General features: G+C 49.4%; 19 protein-coding genes and 3 pseudogenes. 13 read left to right on the plus strand and 9 right to left on the minus strand.

From position 1 onward, the window contains the following. Positions 1-34: 34 nt before the first annotated feature. Complete coding sequence (gene fumC / locus ACFPVS_RS02880) at positions 35-1,423, minus strand: class II fumarate hydratase (RefSeq protein WP_096295505.1); 1,389 nt, start codon at positions 1,421-1,423, stop codon at positions 35-37. A 662-nt stretch (positions 1,424-2,085) separates the two neighbouring features. Here fumC and ACFPVS_RS02885 point away from each other — a divergent pair. From ACFPVS_RS02885 to ACFPVS_RS02915, 7 genes are all read left to right on the plus strand, one after another. Beyond that, positions 2,086-2,262 carry a hypothetical protein gene (locus ACFPVS_RS02885; protein ID WP_378595382.1) on the plus strand — a complete coding sequence of 59 codons (177 nt, stop codon included), beginning with the start codon at positions 2,086-2,088 and terminating at the stop codon, positions 2,260-2,262. Positions 2,263-2,286: 24 nt separating this feature from the next. After that, a complete protein-coding gene (locus tag ACFPVS_RS02890; protein WP_157742754.1) occupies positions 2,287-2,463 on the plus strand; it encodes a hypothetical protein in 177 nt (58 codons plus the stop codon). A 301-nt stretch (positions 2,464-2,764) separates the two neighbouring features. Beyond that, positions 2,765-4,138, plus strand: a complete 1,374-nt coding sequence (locus tag ACFPVS_RS02895; RefSeq protein WP_096295504.1) for a diaminobutyrate--2-oxoglutarate transaminase — start codon at positions 2,765-2,767, stop codon at positions 4,136-4,138. After that, on the plus strand, positions 4,138-5,670 hold the full coding sequence (locus ACFPVS_RS02900; RefSeq protein ID WP_096295503.1) for a pyridoxal phosphate-dependent decarboxylase family protein: 1,533 nt from the start codon (positions 4,138-4,140) through the stop codon (positions 5,668-5,670). Before ACFPVS_RS02895 ends, ACFPVS_RS02900 begins: the two co-directional genes overlap by 1 nt. Before the next feature lie 351 nt (positions 5,671-6,021). Next, complete coding sequence (locus ACFPVS_RS02905; RefSeq protein ID WP_198345262.1) at positions 6,022-6,312, plus strand: ferritin-like domain-containing protein; 291 nt, start codon at positions 6,022-6,024, stop codon at positions 6,310-6,312. Between the two features lie 50 nt (positions 6,313-6,362). Continuing rightward, complete coding sequence (locus tag ACFPVS_RS02910) at positions 6,363-6,473, plus strand: ferritin family protein (RefSeq protein WP_269768595.1); 111 nt, start codon at positions 6,363-6,365, stop codon at positions 6,471-6,473. A 48-nt stretch (positions 6,474-6,521) separates the two neighbouring features. Then, on the plus strand, positions 6,522-6,956 hold the full coding sequence (locus tag ACFPVS_RS02915) for an organic hydroperoxide resistance protein (protein ID WP_096295502.1): 435 nt from the start codon (positions 6,522-6,524) through the stop codon (positions 6,954-6,956). Positions 6,957-7,049: 93 nt separating this feature from the next. Here the strand turns inward: ACFPVS_RS02915 and ACFPVS_RS02920 are convergent, their stop codons facing one another. The 5 genes and pseudogenes from ACFPVS_RS02920 to pstB form a co-directional block, all read right to left on the minus strand. Then, a complete protein-coding gene (locus tag ACFPVS_RS02920; RefSeq protein ID WP_123804757.1) occupies positions 7,050-7,379 on the minus strand; it encodes an ATP-binding protein in 330 nt (109 codons plus the stop codon). Between the two features lie 19 nt (positions 7,380-7,398). Then, positions 7,399-7,689: pseudogene (locus ACFPVS_RS02925) on the minus strand (histidine kinase dimerization/phospho-acceptor domain-containing protein); the annotation flags it as partial. Then, positions 7,598-8,152: a DUF3329 domain-containing protein gene (locus ACFPVS_RS02930; RefSeq protein WP_096296146.1), complete on the minus strand. Its 555-nt coding sequence runs from the start codon at positions 8,150-8,152 to the stop codon at positions 7,598-7,600. The pseudogene ACFPVS_RS02925 and the gene ACFPVS_RS02930, both read right to left, overlap by 92 nt. Continuing rightward, positions 8,145-8,837 (minus strand): phosphate regulon transcriptional regulator PhoB, encoded by a 693-nt coding sequence (gene phoB / locus ACFPVS_RS02935; protein ID WP_096295500.1) that lies wholly within the window; start codon positions 8,835-8,837, stop codon positions 8,145-8,147. Before phoB ends, ACFPVS_RS02930 begins: the two co-directional genes overlap by 8 nt. A 146-nt stretch (positions 8,838-8,983) precedes the next feature. Beyond that, a pseudogene (pstB, locus tag ACFPVS_RS02940) lies at positions 8,984-9,746 on the minus strand (phosphate ABC transporter ATP-binding protein PstB). Positions 9,747-9,761: 15 nt separating this feature from the next. Here pstB and ACFPVS_RS02945 point away from each other — a divergent pair. Continuing rightward, positions 9,762-10,407: pseudogene (locus tag ACFPVS_RS02945) on the plus strand (IS1595 family transposase). A 49-nt stretch (positions 10,408-10,456) separates the two neighbouring features. Here ACFPVS_RS02945 and pstA read toward each other — a convergent pair. The 3 genes from pstA to pstS all read right to left on the minus strand — a co-directional run bounded on the left by pstA (position 10,457) and on the right by pstS (position 13,536). Continuing rightward, positions 10,457-11,326, minus strand: a complete 870-nt coding sequence (pstA, locus tag ACFPVS_RS02950) for a phosphate ABC transporter permease PstA (RefSeq protein WP_096295499.1) — start codon at positions 11,324-11,326, stop codon at positions 10,457-10,459. Continuing rightward, positions 11,323-12,282, minus strand: coding sequence for a phosphate ABC transporter permease subunit PstC (gene pstC, locus ACFPVS_RS02955; RefSeq protein ID WP_378595387.1), 960 nt, complete (start codon positions 12,280-12,282; stop codon positions 11,323-11,325). The genes pstA and pstC overlap by 4 nt, the downstream gene beginning before the upstream one ends. A 120-nt stretch (positions 12,283-12,402) precedes the next feature. Next, a complete protein-coding gene (gene pstS, locus ACFPVS_RS02960; RefSeq protein ID WP_378595389.1) occupies positions 12,403-13,536 on the minus strand; it encodes a phosphate ABC transporter substrate-binding protein PstS in 1,134 nt (377 codons plus the stop codon). A gap of 261 nt (positions 13,537-13,797) precedes the next feature. Here pstS and rpsF point away from each other — a divergent pair, with 261 nt between their 5' ends. From rpsF to mltB, 5 genes are all read left to right on the plus strand, one after another. Next, positions 13,798-14,169, plus strand: coding sequence for a 30S ribosomal protein S6 (gene rpsF, locus ACFPVS_RS02965; protein WP_095502627.1), 372 nt, complete (start codon positions 13,798-13,800; stop codon positions 14,167-14,169). Beyond that, positions 14,166-14,468: a primosomal replication protein N gene (gene priB / locus ACFPVS_RS02970; protein ID WP_378595425.1), complete on the plus strand. Its 303-nt coding sequence runs from the start codon at positions 14,166-14,168 to the stop codon at positions 14,466-14,468. Before rpsF ends, priB begins: the two co-directional genes overlap by 4 nt. Before the next feature lie 6 nt (positions 14,469-14,474). Beyond that, a complete protein-coding gene (gene rpsR / locus ACFPVS_RS02975) occupies positions 14,475-14,705 on the plus strand; it encodes a 30S ribosomal protein S18 (protein WP_054599043.1) in 231 nt (76 codons plus the stop codon). A 14-nt stretch (positions 14,706-14,719) separates the two neighbouring features. Continuing rightward, positions 14,720-15,172, plus strand: coding sequence for a 50S ribosomal protein L9 (gene rplI, locus ACFPVS_RS02980; protein ID WP_096295498.1), 453 nt, complete (start codon positions 14,720-14,722; stop codon positions 15,170-15,172). Between the two features lie 311 nt (positions 15,173-15,483). Further along, entirely contained in the window at positions 15,484-16,569 is a 1,086-nt protein-coding gene (gene mltB / locus ACFPVS_RS02985) for a lytic murein transglycosylase B (protein WP_096295497.1), read from the plus strand. Positions 16,570-16,598: the final 29 nt, after the last annotated feature.

Below are 16,598 nucleotides of genomic sequence, written 5' to 3' on the forward strand. Positions count from 1 at the left end.
CTTTTACTGTGTTTAAAACCTGATTTCAAACTTTTTAACGCGGATGCACCATATCGGCAGGTACCACCAGTTCGTCAAATTCTGCGCCGCTCAATAAGCCCAGACTGATGGCGGTTTCGCGCAGGGAGCTGTCGTTTTTATATGCGGTTTTGGCGACTTTGGCGGCATTTTCGTAGCCGATTTTACGGTTTAAAGCGGTAACCAGCATCAGTGAGTGGTGCAGGAAATAGTCGGTTTTTTCCGGTACCGGCTCGATGCCGACGGCGCAATGTCCGTTGAAGCTGTTGCAGGCATCGCCCAGCAGGCGGATGGATTGCAGCAGGTTGTAGCCGATGACGGGCATGTACACGTTCAATTCAAAATTACCCGATGCGCCTGCCATGCCGATGGTCACGTCGTTGCCGAATACTTGGCAGCACACCATGGTCAGTGCTTCGCATTGGGTTGGGTTGACTTTGCCCGGCATGATGGATGAACCCGGCTCGTTTTCCGGAATTTTGATTTCGCCCAGGCCGCAGCGCGGGCCGGAAGCCAGCCAGCGGATGTCGTTGGCGATTTTGTTTAAGCTTGCGGCCAAAGTTTTCAATGCACCTGAAGCGTACACGGCAGCATCGCGTCCGGCCAATGCTTCAAATTTGTTTGGGGCGGTGACAAACGGCAAGCCGGATAATTCGGCGAGTTTGGCGGCTGATTTTTCGGCGTATTCGGGATGGCTGTTCAAACCGGTGCCGACGGCGGTGCCGCCCAAAGGCAATTCATAAAGTCCTTTCAAGGCATCGTTCAGACGGCCTAAGCCGTGGTCGAGTTGGGAGACGTAACCGGAAAATTCCTGACCCAATGTCAGCGGTGTGGCATCCTGTAAGTGGGTGCGGCCGATTTTGACAATCGGTTCAAACGCTTTGGCTTTGGCATCGAGCGTGTCGCGCAGGGCTTTCACTGCCGGAATCAGCAGGCGGTTGATTTCGATGGCGGCGGCAACGTGAATCGCGGTGGGGAAGCTGTCGTTGGTCGATTGCGCGTGATTGACGTGGTCGTTGGGGTGGACAGGCTGATACGCCGCCAAACCGCTGCCCGCAATTTCGTTGGCGCGGTTGGCAATGACTTCGTTCATATTCATATTGGATTGTGTGCCCGAGCCGGTCTGCCACACCACCAGCGGGAATTGGCCGTCGAGTTTGCCGTTTAACACATCATCAGCCGCCTGTGTAATCAAATCGCCTTGCTCGGCTTTGATGCGGCCTAAGGATACGTTGGTTGCGGCGGCGGCTTTTTTGACCAAGGCCATGGCGTGGATTAACGGCTGGGGCAGGGTTTCGCCGCCGATTTTGAAATTGTTGCGGCTGCGTTGGGTTTGCGCGCCCCAATAGGCTTCAGACGGCACTTCAACATCGCCCATGGTGTCGTGTTCGGTACGGGTAGTCATGATTTCTCCTGTCTAGTTTAAAATGCGAACCATTCGCATAAAATAATTATAACCAGTCATGAATGTTGTGAAAAGGCCGTCTGAAACAATTTATTTTTTGGATGACTGAACTATTTTTGTTGAGGTTAGTCTGTAATTGACACAGCCAAACCGCCGGCAAAATTTGTCGGCGGTTTGTTGCATATTCATAAAGTAGATAAACCGCAGTGGCCAGACATTAGTTTGTGGTGATGAAGCATAAAAAAAGTGGATAAACCGGTAATCATCCTGCTATACGGTTGTCGGTGAATTTGGGAATTGGGAACTTAAATAATAGACAACCATTAGCCGAGAGCGGGAAAGCAAATTGCTTGACCGTGTTTATGAGTGTTTTGCAGCATCAATATTTTAGTTTGCATGTTGAGCTTCTCTTTGCAGATGATTGCACCTGCAGATGGAGGGCAGGATTTAGAGGCAAGCTGGTGTTTAGGCTGCATCGTTTTTCCGGTGTCAATGTTGATCAGGTTTTACCACTCGGTACAACGGTTTTGTGTTGTGGCGGCATCGGCATTGATTGCTTTTTTTGGTAGAGGCGATCGGGTTTTGCGTCGAGACGGTATGTTTCTGGCGTTGGTTCGCTGCGGCAGCTTCCGTTAGATGAAATTGCCCAAATTCATGAAAGCATGGCGATATTGAGTCAATGGGTAATGGGTTCTACGCAAGAAAGCATGCCTGGTTATGCCTATTTTTTGTGGGTGGTGCCGGGTTTGGTTGTGAGCACACTGATTGGTTTGTCTTTGCTTAAATTTATCCGTCGTCTGCCTGTCAAAGCAGCACGCGGCATTATTGCCGGGGTGTGATTTTTCTTGCGGGGGGCATTGGGTATGGAAATACTTCCCGGCTTGTGGAGCTTCCGTTACAGCGAAAATGCTTATTATCAACTTTTGGTGACATTTGAAGAAGGCATGGAAATGACGGGTATTTCCGTTGCGTTGGTATCGTTGCTTTCTGTGGTTCGTTTTCAGCCGCAGCAAAAAGGCGTAAACATGGTGCTTCAGTAAAAGTTGGAGTAAATACTAAAAAACACTTTCATTTTTCCAAAAAAGGTGTATCATTGCGCCCACTTGCCAGTACGCTACGGGTCGGTTTTGCCGATTCCGGGCGTTTTTTGTTTTTAGTACCTGCCGCTTCAACCCATGGTCATAATCGGCAACCTACTATTCGAGACCGCGTACTGCATGGGGTGTGCAGCTTGTTGCTGTCAGCACCCATTGTGGGGGTTTTATCATATGGTAAAACCTGTTCTTTAGGGCATTTTTATCTTTCCTGCCCGATAACCCTTATCCGAGATGGTAATCAGATATGAGCGTTACGCCTGTAAATCCTATTCCCCATGCCAGCAATGAGCATTACTTAACCCGTCAAAACGAGATGGAATCCAATGTCCGCAGCTATCCGCGCAAATTGCCGTTGGCGATTGCCAAAGCATGCGGTTGTTGGGTGACTGATGTTGAGGGTCATGATTATTTAGATTGCTTGGCCGGCGCCGGAACCCTAGCCTTGGGCCACAATCACCCTGCTGTGATTCAAAGCATTCAAGATACGTTAGCCAGCGGTTTGCCCTTACATACCCTGGACATCACCACGCCGTTGAAAGATGCGTTTTCCGAAGCCTTGCTGGCGCATTTTCCCGGCGGCAAAGAAAATTACCGCCTGCAATTTTGCGGTCCGACCGGTGCAGATGCTACGGAAGCAGCAGTCAAACTGGCCAAAACCTTCACCGGTCGCGGCAATGTCATCAGCTTTTCCGGCGGCTACCACGGCATGACCCAAGGATCGTTGGCCTTGACCGGCAATTTAAGTGCGAAAAATGCGGTGCAAAACCTGATGCCGGGCGTACAGTTCCTGCCGTATCCGCATGAATACCGTTGCCCGCTGGGCATTGGCGGTGAAGCCGGTGTCGATGCGCTGACTTATCATTTTGAAAACTTCATCGAAGATGCGGAAAGCGGCGTGGTGAAACCGGCTGCGGTGATTCTGGAGGCGATTCAAGGTGAAGGCGGCGTGGTGGCGGCACCGGCCAAATGGCTGAAAAAAATCCGTGAAGTCACCGCCAAACACGGCATTCTGATGATTGTGGACGAAGTGCAGGCCGGTTTCTGCCGTTCGGGCAAAATGTTTGCCTTCCAACATGCCGAAATTGAACCGGATGTAGTGGTGATGTCGAAAGCTGTCGGTGCCGGCCTGCCGTTGGCCGTGTTGGCGATTAAAAAAGAATTCGATGCGTGGCAGCCGGCCGGGCACACCGGCACCTTCCGCGGCAGCCAATTGGCCATGGCCGCCGGTTATGCCTCGCTGGAGGTGATGAAGTCGCAAAACTTGGCGCAAAACGCGCAAACGCAAGGCGATTTCATTCAAGCCGAATTGAAAAAAATGGCACAGGAATTTCCCTGTATCGGCAACGTGCGCGGTCGCGGCCTGATGATCGGCATTGAAATTGTCGATGAACGTCTGCCTGCCGACCACATGGGTTCGCTGCCGGCCGATAGCGAATTGGCGGCGGAAATCCAAAAATCCTGCTTTGCCAATAAATTATTACTGGAACGCGGCGGCCGCAACGGCACAGTCGTGCGCATATTGGCACCGCTGATTATCAGCCGCGAAGAGAGCGAAGAATTTTTGCGCCGCTTCCGCCAATCATTGGCTGATGCGCTGAAGAAAGTGCGGGGCGTGTAATGGCGGATTTTGCACAACACCAACGCACATTGCTTTGCAATCACCCGCAATCAGTCGCCGATTATCAGGCGGCGATGAATGATGCGGTGCAAGCGGTGGCAGCGTGGTTGAACGAAGACAAAATGTACACCGGCGGCAGCATTCGCCAATTGCGTGAAAAAATATCGTTCAGGCCGTCTGAAAACGGTTTAGGCTTGAATGATGCCTTGCAACGCGCAGTAGAGCTTTTTTTAAACAACAGTTTAAAAGTGCATCATCCGCATTCTTTGGCGCATTTGCATTGTCCGACCTTAGTCGCCGGCCAAGCGGCGGAAGTGTTGATTAACGCCACCAACCAATCGATGGACTCATGGGATCAAAGCCCGGCAGCTTCATTGATGGAAGTACAAATGATCGACTGGCTGCGCCAAAAGCTCGGCTACGGTAAAGGCACGGCAGGCGTGTTTACCTCCGGCGGTACGCAGTCCAATCTGATGGGCGTATTGTTGGCGCGCGATGCCTGTATTGCCAAGCACTGGAAAACTTCAGACGGCCTTGAATGGAGCGTTCAACGCGACGGTCTGCCGCCTGATGCGCTGCAAAAAGTGAAAGTGGTCTGCTCGGAAAACGCGCATTTTTCGGTGCAGAAAAACATGGCGATGATGGGCATGGGCTTCCAGTCGGTGGTGACCGTACCGGCCAACTGCTACGGCCAAATCGACACCGCAGCATTGGCAAAAACGCTCGACCGTTTGGCAGACGAGGGCAAAATCATTGCCTGCGTGGTGGCTACTGCCGGCACTACCGATGCCGGTGCGATTGACGATTTGAAAGCCGTGCGGGCTGAAGCCGACCGCTACGATGCGTGGGTGCATATCGACGCCGCATGGGGCGGTGCGCTGCTGCTTTCCAATGAGTTCCGCCACATGATTGACGGCATTGAATTGGCCGATTCGGTAACGCTCGATTTTCACAAGCACTTTTTCCAAAGCATTTCCTGCGGTGCGTTTTTGTTAAAAAACGAAGCAGATTTCCGCTTCATTCATTATGAAGCCGAATATCTGAATTCCGCTTACGATGCCGAACACGGTGTGCCGAATCTGGTGTCGAAATCACTGCAAACCACACGCCGCTTCGATGCGTTGAAATTATGGCTCACCATCGAAGCCTTAGGGGAAACACTGTACGGTTCGATTATCGACCATGGCATTAAGCTGGCAAAAGAAGTCGAGCAATATATCAACGCCACTGACGGCTTGGAAATGACGAACGCGTCGCAGTTTGCTTCGATTTTATTCCGCTTAAATCCGCAAGGTTATCCCGCCGGACATATCGACAGCTTGAATCAAAATGTGGCAGACGAATTGTTTGCACGTGGTGAGGCCAATATCGGCGTAACCAAGGTCGGCGATGTGCAATCATTGAAAATGACCTTGCTCAGCCCGATTGCCACGCTGGAGAACGTGAAAAAATTGCTGGCGCAAGTGCAGCAGGAAGCCGAGCGTATCAAAGATGCGATTGCCGCGGGCAGCTACACGCCGCCAATTGATTAATGCTTTGATTGAATAATCAGGCTAAAAGGCCGTCTGAAACATAGTTTGTTTCAGACGGCCTCAAATATAATAGGGCAACACTATTAAATTATTCCCTTCATTTAAATTTAACAACGGCCTATTGCTTAAAAACGGCTTTGTTGTTACATAGATAATCGGGCTGTCCGATTTTTCTGTCGGGCAGTAAGATCCGAGTCAACTTGGACTGTGTGGTTTAGGGTTTAGTTGAATAGCAGTATTGGAATTTTGATGAGTGTTCGTCTGTCGGATTAAAAAATTTTATAAAATTATATTGCAAACAATATAATTTTTGGATATAATGTTTTCACTGTTTAAGCTTGGAGCAAGAAAATGAATAAAATTCACGATTTATTAAATGAGATGTTGGCGGTTTATTGGTCGGCAAGCATTCAACACCGCAGCCATGTGGCGGTAATCGCTGCGGAAGGGGCAAGTTTGCTGGCGACTGAGATGGAAAGCAAAATTGCTGATGAGCCGGAAACAATCATTAAGCTACAAAACCGCTTACTTGATTTGGGCGGCCAAATCCGTTTTACCATCAAACATCCCAACATTGGCACTAATCTGCGCGAGGCACTGGAAAATGATTATGAGCTGCAAAAAATGCCCGTATCGGTTTAAATCAATGGGCAGAAACAGCAAGCAGCGAGCACGATGCCACCACGCGCATCTTGATTGAAGAAATTTTGGCAGACGAAGAAGAGCATTTGTCTTGGTTAGAGCAAGAGTTGGATTTTCTGGAAAAACTGGGCGAGCCGCTTTATCTGTCGAAAAGAATGTAATTTAAGTTTTAATTTTACTGTTGATTATTAAATTGAAAGGAATGTAACATGAAAATTTTCTACCACACTTCAGCCACAGCCACCGGCGGACGCGACGGGCATACTCAGGTTGATGACGGTTCAATCGGTTTTGACTTGGTCGGTTTTCAAAACGAAAGCGGCAAAACCGGTACCAATCCCGAACAATTGTTCGCCATGGGTTATGCGGCTTGCTTTGACAGCGCGATGAACCACGTTGCCCCGACTTTAGGCCTGAAGCCGGAGCAGTCTTCGACCACGGTGGCGGTGGGCATCGGCCAAAAAACCGGTGGTGCATTCGGCTTGGATTTGGACATCACCATCACGGTAAAAGGCTTAAGTGAAGCCGATGCGCGTAAACTGATTGAAAAAGCGCATGAGGTTTGCCCGTATTCTAATGCGGTGCGTGGCAATGTGGACACGCGTTTGCATGTAAACTTAATTCAATCGTTTGATTTGTCATAAAAAAGCAAATAGTTGATTTGCATGTGGCTCAGTCATTTGCATAAACCAAAGGCCGTCTGAAAATATTTCAGACGGCCTTTGGTTTATGCAAATCTACAATTTAATTCCAGTGGGAATTCCAGATGCCAATTCAAACAGTACGGAAAACGTGCTGCCTTTGCTTAATTCACTTTCCACTTCGATTTTGGTGTCATGCGCGGCCAAGGCATGTTTGGCGATGGCGAGACCTAAGCCGGTACCGCCGCTTTGGCGTGATCGGCTGTTGTCGACGCGGTAAAAGCGCTCGGTCAGACGCGGGATGTGTTCGGGGGCGATGCCGGGGTCGGTGTCGCTGACGCTGAAGCGGGCGTGGCGCTCGCCTTCCGGTTTGAGGCTGATTTGTACTTTGCCGCCTTGACAGGGTGAGCAAGTCGTTGAGCAAATCGAGCATGCGGCTGCCTTCTTTTTGCATCAGGCTGATGAATTGCCGGCGCTGTTCATCGGGAATATCGGGCATATCGCGCATGGTTTCCAAAAAGCCGTTGATGACGGTTAACGGCGTGCGTAATTCGTGCGATACGTTGGCAACAAAGCTGGTGTGGCTGGCTTGCACGTGCTCGACGGTGCTGATGTCTTGGCTGATGAGCATTTGGGTGTTTTTTTCAAACGGACAGCGCGTCACCAGCAGCGTGCGCGGAATCGGGTGATTTTGCGGCACGGTCAAACGGATTTGTGTTTGCTCGGTTTGCTCCATAAAGGCATGAAACTCGGGCAGGCGGATGAGGTTGAGCTAAAATGCCGTTGCGGACGCGTTCGCGGTTGAGATTGAAATGAGTGGCGGAAAGGCGGTTTTGCCATTCGATGCGCATTTCTTTATCCAAAATCATCACACCGGTAGGCAGGGCTTCGGCAGCGCGGTTGAAACGCATCAATGCGTTTTTAAGTTTGCGCTTTTGCTTGCGGCGGTTGCGGCTTTGCTTGAGCAGGGTGGAAAATACTTCGTCCCAAATACCGTTGGCAAAAGGAATCGATTCCGGCTCGGGGTTTTTCAGCCAGCCGAGCAATTTGTACATCTGGCGGATGTGCAGCAAACTGATCAAGCTGAGCGTGGCAAAGGCGGCAACAAACGCGCCGGACATGCCCCAAAAGGTCAGTCCGGCGGCTGCGGCAAACAAAATGCCCAAAATGGAAGGAATCAGGTAAACGAGATTATTCATTGTTGTTGCCGAAACGGTAGCCGCCGCGGACGGTTTGCACTAAATGGGCGAGCTGGGCTTTTTCCAAGCCTTGACGCAAACGGCGGATGTGCACGTCAACGGTGCGTTCTTCGATGAAGACGTGGTCGCCCCAAATCATGTCGAGCAGTTGGCTGCGGCTGTAGAGGCGGTTGGGGTGTGCCATGAAAAAATGCAAGATTTTGAATTCGCTTGGGTTAAGTTGCAATTCAATGCCTTCGGTGGTATTGACTTTGCGGTTTTCCGCATCCAGGCGGATGCCGAAAATTTCTAAAACCTGTTTGCTTTTTTGCGGTGCCATACGGCGCAGCAGAGCGTTGATGCGGGCGATGAGTTCGCGCGGTGAGAAAGGTTTGGTGATGTAGTCGTCGGCGCCGATATTCAAGCCCAGCTCTTTGTCGCTCTCTTCGCTACGGGCGGTGAGCATGATGATGGGTAAGTTTTGCGTGCGGGTTTGGGCGCGTAACTGTTGGATGTATTCGACGCCGGATACATCGGGCAGCATATAGTCCATCAAGATAAGATCGGGCAATTCGTTTTTCAAAAGCTTTTCAGCCTCGCTCACGCGCTCGGCGGTGGCTACGCGGTAACCGGCCGCTTCGAGGTTGAAACGAATCAAGGTGGCAATGGCCGGCTCGTCTTCTACAATCAGGATATAGACGGACATGTTGTTCTCTCTTTGTTGGGTTGCGTTTGATTTTCAGACAGCCTGACAATCGGTTTGACACACAATACGCAACAGGATTTTCATCAGGCCGTCTGAAAGGTCATTGCTTTGGTTGCAGACGCCTATTAGGACTAAGCAATTCAAACTTAACCGAATTTACCGGTGATATAGTCTTCGGTTTCTTTTTTGCCCGGTTTGGTGAAGATGGTTTTGGTGTCGCCCACTTCAACCAGCCTACCCAAATACATATACGCCGTGATGTCGGACACACGTGCGGCCTACTGCATATTGTGGGTCACGATGGCGATGGTGTAATCGTGTTTTAATTCGGTTACCAATTCTTCAATATAAGCGGTCGAAATCGGATCGAGCGCGGAAGTCGGCTCATCCAGCAGCAAGACTTCGGGCTTGGTGGCGATCGCGGGCAATGCACAAACGCTGCTGCTGGCCGCCGGATAACGAATTGCCGCTTTGCTTGAGTTTGTCTTTGACTTCGCCCCACAAAGCCGATTTGTTTAATGCCCATTCTACACGGCCGTCCAATTCGCTGCGACTGAGTTTTTCATACAGTTTTACGCCGAAAGCGATGTTATCGTAAATCGACATCGGAAACGGTGTCGGCTTTTGGAATACCATGCCGACTTTGGCGCGCAGCAGATTCAGGTCAACATTTTTATCAAAAATATTGCTGCAGTCGAGCAGGACTTCGCCTTCACCGCGGTTGCCGGGATACAGGTCGTGCATGCGGTTTAAGGCGCGCAGCAAGGTCGATTTGCCGCAACCTGACGGACCGATAAACGCGGTGACTTGTTTTTCAGGGATTTCCAGATTGATGTTTTTTAATGCGTGGAATGGACCATAATAAAAGTTAAGGGGCTGTACTAGATAACTAGGGAAATCTAATTTCAAGTTAGAATAATCCCTATGAGAAGAAGCCGTTTAAGCCAGTACAAGCAAAACAAACTGATTGAACTGTTTATTGCGGGTGTTACTGCCCGTACTGCAGCTCAATTAGCCGGTGTTAATAAAAACACGGCAACCTATTGCTTTCATCGTTTGCGCGTACTGATTTTCCATAACAGCCCGCATCCGGAAATGTCTGATGGCGGAGTAGAAGTTGATGAAAGCTGTTTTGGCGGACAGCGCAAAGGCAAACGTAGTCGCGGTGCAGCCGGCAAAGTCGCTGTATTCGGGCTTCTGAAGCGCAACGGCAAGGTTTGCACCGTTGCTGTGCCCAATACACAAACTGCCACTTTATTGCCGGTAATACGTGAGCAAGTAAAGCCTGACAGTATTGTTTACACTGATTGTTACAAAAGCTATGACGTACTTGATGTGAGTTTAGCCACTTTCGCATCAATTACAATACACACTTTGCTGATCGGCAAAATCACATCAACGGGATTGAGAACTTTTAGAATCAGGCAAAACGCCGCTTACGTAAGTTTAACGGCATTCCCAAAGAGCATTTTGAGCTGTATTTGAAGGAATGTGAATGGCGTTTTAACCACAGTGAGATAAAGTCTCTTGTTCTATTTTAAAACAATTAGTAAAGCAGAATTTATTCTAGTTATCTAGTACACAGCCCCAGTTAAAGTCTTTTGTAACGATTTTGGCGTTCATGAGGTTTCCTTATTTGGCTTGTTTGCCAAGGTATCGTGTTTGCCAAGGTATCGTGCCAAAATATTGGCGATTAATACGGTAACAGCGATCAGCAGTGCGGCAGCCCAAGCCAGTTGGTGCCAGTCTTCATACGGGCTCATGGCAAACTGGTAAATCACATTCGGCAGGTTGGCAATCGGCTGATTCATGTTGGTGCTGAAAAACTGGTTGTTCATCGTGGTAAACAGCAGCGGGGCAGTTTCGCCGGTAATGCGGGCAAAGGCCAGGATGATGCCGGTCAACACGCCTGCTTTGGCGGATTTCAAGGTCACCATTGTCACCAGTTTCCATTTTGGCGCGCCCAGCGCAAAGGCGGCTTCGCGCAGGCTGTTCGGTACCAATTTCAGCATGTTTTCCGTGGTGCGTACCACGACCGGAATGACCAACAGCGATAAGGCCAATGAGCCAGCCCAGCCGGAAAAGTGGCCTTGTTTCACGACCACCAATTCATAGATAAACAAACCGATCACAATCGGCGGCGCCGACAATAAAATATCGTTCATAAAGCGCGTGGCTTGGGCTAATTTGCTGTTTTGCCCGAATTCCGCCAAGTAAATGCCGCACATCAGACCGATGGGTGTGCCGACCAACAGGCCGAACAGGGTAATCATAAAGCTGCCCAAAATGGCGTTGCGCAGACCGCCCTCCATGTCCGGCGGCGGCGTGTCGAGCGTAAACAGCGTGCTTGATAAACCGCTGAAGCCGTTGCTCAATAAAGTGTAGAAAATCCACGCCAGCCAAAACAAGCCAAATACCATGGTGATGTAGGCCACGGCCAGATAAAAGCGGTTTTGCCACAAGCGTCGTCGGTAAATGCTGTTGCTCATGATTTTTTCCCTTCGGATTGCTGCATTCTGAGCAATAAGATTTTGGCGAAACACAGCACCACAAAAGTGATGAAGAACAGAATCAAGCCCAAGTAGAGCAGTGATGATAAGTGCAGCGGGCCAACCGCTTCGGCAAATTCGTTCGCCAGCGCGGAGGTAATCGATACACCGGAATTGAACAGGCTCGGGCTGATGTTGAAGGTATTGCCGATCACGAACGTTACTGCCATGGTTTCGCCCAAAGCGCGGCCCAAGCCTAAGATAATGCCACCGATAACGCCGGCTTTGGTGTAGGGCAGAACCACGTTGCGGATGACTTCCCATTGCGTGCTGCCCAAGCCGTAAGCCGCTTCTTTCAAAGGTTGCGGCGTGATTTCAAACACATCACGCATCACCGAGGCAATAAACGGAATAATCATAATCGCCAAAATCAGCGAAGCGGTAAAGATACCGATGCCCATCGGTGCGCCTTGAAACAGCGAACCAATCACCGGAATCGCGCCTAAATATTTAATAAAAAACGGCTGGAAGTGTTCGGCAAAGAAGGGCGCGAACACAAACAAACCCCACATACCGTAAATAATCGAAGGAATGCCGGCCAATAATTCCACGCAAATGCCCAAAGGCTTTCGCAACCAAACCGGACATAGTTCGGTTAAAAACACAGCAATGCCGAAGCTCACCGGAACAGCAATCAGCAAGGCCAGGCCGGATGTCACAATTGTGCCGTAAATCGGTGCCAGTGCACCGTATTTGCTGGCCACCGCATCCCAGTTGGAAGAAGTAAAAAAGCCGAAACCGAATTTTTCAATGCTCGGCATCGCGCCTAAAATCAGCGAGAACAAAATGCCGCCCAAGCTGGCCAAAACCAGTATGGCAAAAAAACGCGTCGAGCCGACAAACAGCGCATCAAGCTGCTGCTGGCGTTTGAGTTTCTGTGCGGAAGAGGTTTGCATGAGTGTGCCTTTTATAGATTTGATGAGGCCGGATACGCAGAGCGTGATGTAAAGAGGCCGTCTGAAAAAATGTATCGTTTGAAGAGTACATTTTTGTTTTCAGACGGCCTGATTCATACATTATTTAGTGAAAACCGCCTGACCGTTTTCATCTTGGATATTGGCCCATTCTTGACGTACCAAGTCTTTCACTTCGGCAGGTAAAGGCACATAATCCAGTTTTTGAGCCGCTTCGTCACCGCTGGTGTAGGCCCAATCAAAGAATGCCAAGGCTGCTTTCGCTTTTGCCGCGTCAGCATTTTTTTTGTGCATCAAGATAAAAGTAGCCGCAGCCAAAGGCCATACGTTGGCGTCAGGCTGGTTGGTCAAGACCAAGCTGAAGCCTTTTACGCTCTTCCAATCCACTTTGGAAGCGGCAGCGAAAGTTTCTTGAGAAGGCTGCACGAAATTACCGGCCGCGTTTTTCAATTGAATGTGCGACATATTGTTTTGTTTCGCATAAGCGTACTCCACATAACCGATAGAATTGGCCACTCGTGATACATAGTTGGCCACGTCTTCGTTGCCTTTACCGGCCACGCCGCTGGCAGCAGTTGGCCATTTCACGGTATTGGCCGCGCCGACTTGGTCTTTCCAGCCTGCGGATACTTGGCTCAAGTAAGTGGTGAAAATGAAGCTGGTGCCGGAACCGTCTGAACGGAACACAGTGGTAATGTTGGCATCAGGCAGTTTTACATCGGCGTTTAATTCTTGGATTTTTGGGTCATTCCATTTGGTGATGGTACCCAAGCAGATTTCCGCCAATACTTCACCGGTCAATTTCAATTGGCCGGCTGCCACGCCTTCGACATTCACTACAGGCACCACGCCGCCGATCACAGTAGGGAATTGAACCAAGCCTTCCTGCTCCAGTTTTTTCACATCCAAAGGCGAGTCGCTGGCGCCGAAATCAACGGTTTTCGCAGTAATCTGTTTCACACCGCCGGAAGAACCGATTGATTGGTAGTTGATGCGGTTGCCGCTTGCCTGTTGGAAAGCATTCGCCCATTGCACATAAACAGGTTGCGGGAATGACGCACCGGCACCGGTTACATCCAAGCCCACCGGCTGCTGCTGTCCGTCAGCCGCTTTGGGCGCTTCATTTGTCGTTGCCGCCACACCGGCTTTAGGTGCTTCAGGCGCTTTAGATTCGCCGCCGCAAGCAGCCAATGCCAAAACAGTTGCGATACTTACCACGAAAGCAGATTTTTTCATTTTAGGCGTCCTTGTTAGGAAGGTTGTTTGGATAACGCGGCCAGTTTATCTAGCAAGTATTACAACTTCATGACAAATTTAAGAAAATGTTACAAACTCTTACATCATTTTGAAATGATACAAATCCGCCACGGCTCAACATTTAAAACCATCAATAGCTTGTGTACTCAATTCATAAACGTTATAATCAAACGTTTTCCAACCCTTGCCTTTTACTTTTCGCATGGTAGAAGGCTGTTTATGAATCCATAAGGAGATAACATGCGTCATTACGAGATCGTGTTTATCGTTCATCCTGATCAAAGCGAGCAAGTGCCTGCGATGGTTGAACGTTACAAAGCCATGATTACCGAAGCCAACGGTACCATCCACCGTTTGGAAGATTGGGGTCGCCGCCAATTGGCTTACCCAATCAACAAAATCCACAAAGCACACTATGTTTTGATGAACGTAGAGACCACACCTGAAGTTGTGGCTGAGCTGGAAACCGCTTTCCGCTTCAATGATGCCGTATTGCGTCATCTGACCATCAAAACCAAAAACGCTGTTACCGAGCCATCTGTAATGATGGGCGGCGAGAAAACCAAAAACTTGCTGAACGGTGCGGCTGAAGAAGTTGCAGCAGCCGAATAAGATTGAATAATCTTATCCACCTTACCGCCCGGCTCGCCGAAATCGGCACGCTGAGGTATACGCCGGCAGGCATTCCTGTATTGGATATTGTGCTCAAGCACGAATCATGGCAGGAAGAAAACGGACAACAGTGTCTGGTCAAATTCGAAATGCCCGCACGGATTTTGGGTAAGCACGCTGAGGAATGGCAGTATCGGCAAGATATGATGGTTGAAGCAGAAGGCTTTTTAGCGCAACGCAGCCAACACTTCCCCCGACCGATACTCCGCATACAGAACATTAAAGAATATAAAGGTTAAACGACAATGGCTCGTCAATCATTCAAACGTAGAAAATTCTGCCGTTTCACGGCTGAAAAAATCCAAGAAGTTGATTACAAACAAGTTGACTTGTTGAAAGACTTCATTTCTGAAAACGGCAAAATCATCCCTGCCCGCATCACCGGTACTAAAGCACACTACCAACGCCAATTGGCGGTTGCTGTGAAACGCGCACGTTTCCTGGCTCTGTTGCCTTACACCGATCAACACAAATAATTGGAGCTTAGAACATGCAAATTATTCTGTTAGAAAAAATCGGCGGCTTGGGTAATCTGGGCGACATCGTGACCGTGAAAAACGGTTATGCCCGTAACTTCCTGATTCCAAGCGGTAAAGCCAAGCGTGCTACCGAAGCCAACATGAAAGAATTCGAAGTACGTCGTGCCGAATTGGAAGCCAAACAAGCCGAAATCCTAGCTGATGCTAAAGCACGTCAAGAAAAATTGGACGGCCAAACTGTGACCATCGCGCAAAAAGCCGGTGTTGACGGCCGTCTGTTCGGTTCTGTAACCAATGCCGACATTGCTGAAGCCATCGTTGCTTCAGGCGTTGAAGCTGTTAAAGCCAACGTACGTTTGCCTGAAGGCCCATTAAAAGCTGTTGGCGAATACGAAGTTGAAGTGGCTCTGCACACTGACGCCGTTGCGAAAATCAATGTTGTGGTGGTTCCTGCTGCCGAATAATGATTGACAAATCGTGATCGATTAAAAAGGCCGTCTGAAATTCAGACGGCCTTTTGTTTATTTTTATAGGTACTGATAAACTTTTCAAGCATTATTTTTCAGACGGCCTGATATAGCGGATTTATTAATTTTCGATACTAGGCAGCAAGTCGAAGACAGTACAAGTAGTACGGCAAGGCGCCGCAACGCCGTAGCGAAAGTTAAGTTAATCCGCTATATGAATCCAGATGTTTCCCGCTTCAACTCAAAGGGTTTATCTAAACGTTTAATTTTGTTACACTCAATCCCTTTCTCACATTCACGGATACCTCATGAAAAAGTCTTTTGTATTCCTCTCTGTTGCCGTTGTCGCGGTATTGGCTGCTTGCAGCACGTCTAACAAACCCAGCATTACCCGCGATGGGCAACCATTAAAACCGATTCAGCAAACCGAAAAGCGTCCGACTTTTGACGTGGCGGCTGAATCAGTGGCGAGCAGCGGTTTCAATGCCAATCCTAATGTGCAGAATTTTATCCGTTACGAAGCCGCTAAAGGGCGCTTGAGTGCAGCCGAATTGCAAAACTTCTTTGACGGCGCGGTGTATAAAGGCAATATCATCAATATTATGTATCGTCCGGGCACATCACGACCATGGTATGAATTCCTCACCGGCAATTCGGGAGCAGCTAAATTCAATAACGGCCGCCAATTTTATGCCGACAACCGCGCGGTGATTGACGATGTGGCGCGCAAATACGGCGTACCGGCTGAGTTGATTGTGGCGATTATCGGGATTGAAACCAATTACGGCCGCAATACCGGCAGCTTCCGCGTAGCCGATGCCTTGAGCACGTTGGCGTTTGATTATCCGCGCCGCGCTGAGTTTTTCCAAAATGAATTGAGCGAATTGCTGTTGATGGCGAAAGAAGAAAACCGCGATGTATTCAGTTTTAAAGGCAGCTATGCCGGTGCGATGGGTATGCCACAGTTTATGCCGTCAAGTTTCCGTAAATGGGCGGTGGATTATGATGGTGACGGTCGTCGCGATATTTGGAGCAACATCGGCGATGTCGCCGCTTCGGTTGCCAATTACATGAAACAACATGGTTGGCAAACCGGCGGTAAAATGGTGGTGCCTGTGCACTTGAACCTCACGCCGCATTTGCAGGCAATCATCGATGAGAAAACCGCGCTTACCCGCACTGTAGCCGATTTCAAAGCTTTGGGTGTGATGCCGCAAACGCCGGTTGCCGACCATGAAAAAGCGGTGTTGTACCGTTTGGAAACCAGCCCGGGCGTATACGAATATTATTTGGGCTTGAATAATTTCTACAGCGTTTGGAAATACAACAACAGCCGTATGTATGTCACGGCCGTTCGCGACATTGCCAATGCCGTCGGTGCTGCCGGTTTATAATCCGGTTTATGTTAAAACCACTTTGTTGT

The organism is Neisseria weixii (assembly GCF_042658245.1).
In the GTDB taxonomy this organism is placed as follows: domain Bacteria; phylum Pseudomonadota; class Gammaproteobacteria; order Burkholderiales; family Neisseriaceae; genus Neisseria; species Neisseria weixii.

Excerpts from the sequence above, each read along its gene's own strand:
- fumC (WP_096295505.1), bottom strand. The coding sequence starts at position 1,423 with ATGACTACCCGTACCGAACACGACACCATGGGCGATGTTGAAGTGCCG.
- ACFPVS_RS02885 (WP_378595382.1), top strand. The coding sequence starts at position 2,086 with ATGGCGATATTGAGTCAATGGGTAATGGGTTCTACGCAAGAAAGCATG.
- ACFPVS_RS02890 (WP_157742754.1), top strand. The coding sequence starts at position 2,287 with ATGGAAATACTTCCCGGCTTGTGGAGCTTCCGTTACAGCGAAAATGCT.
- ACFPVS_RS02895 (WP_096295504.1), top strand. The coding sequence starts at position 2,765 with ATGAGCGTTACGCCTGTAAATCCTATTCCCCATGCCAGCAATGAGCAT.
- ACFPVS_RS02900 (WP_096295503.1), top strand. The coding sequence starts at position 4,138 with ATGGCGGATTTTGCACAACACCAACGCACATTGCTTTGCAATCACCCG.
- ACFPVS_RS02905 (WP_198345262.1), top strand. The coding sequence starts at position 6,022 with ATGAATAAAATTCACGATTTATTAAATGAGATGTTGGCGGTTTATTGG.
- ACFPVS_RS02915 (WP_096295502.1), top strand. The coding sequence starts at position 6,522 with ATGAAAATTTTCTACCACACTTCAGCCACAGCCACCGGCGGACGCGAC.
- ACFPVS_RS02930 (WP_096296146.1), bottom strand. The coding sequence starts at position 8,152 with ATGAATAATCTCGTTTACCTGATTCCTTCCATTTTGGGCATTTTGTTT.
- phoB (WP_096295500.1), bottom strand. The coding sequence starts at position 8,837 with ATGTCCGTCTATATCCTGATTGTAGAAGACGAGCCGGCCATTGCCACC.
- pstA (WP_096295499.1), bottom strand. The coding sequence starts at position 11,326 with ATGAGCAACAGCATTTACCGACGACGCTTGTGGCAAAACCGCTTTTAT.
- pstC (WP_378595387.1), bottom strand. The coding sequence starts at position 12,282 with ATGCAAACCTCTTCCGCACAGAAACTCAAACGCCAGCAGCAGCTTGAT.
- pstS (WP_378595389.1), bottom strand. The coding sequence starts at position 13,536 with ATGAAAAAATCTGCTTTCGTGGTAAGTATCGCAACTGTTTTGGCATTG.
- rpsF (WP_095502627.1), top strand. The coding sequence starts at position 13,798 with ATGCGTCATTACGAGATCGTGTTTATCGTTCATCCTGATCAAAGCGAG.
- rpsR (WP_054599043.1), top strand. The coding sequence starts at position 14,475 with ATGGCTCGTCAATCATTCAAACGTAGAAAATTCTGCCGTTTCACGGCT.
- rplI (WP_096295498.1), top strand. The coding sequence starts at position 14,720 with ATGCAAATTATTCTGTTAGAAAAAATCGGCGGCTTGGGTAATCTGGGC.
- mltB (WP_096295497.1), top strand. The coding sequence starts at position 15,484 with ATGAAAAAGTCTTTTGTATTCCTCTCTGTTGCCGTTGTCGCGGTATTG.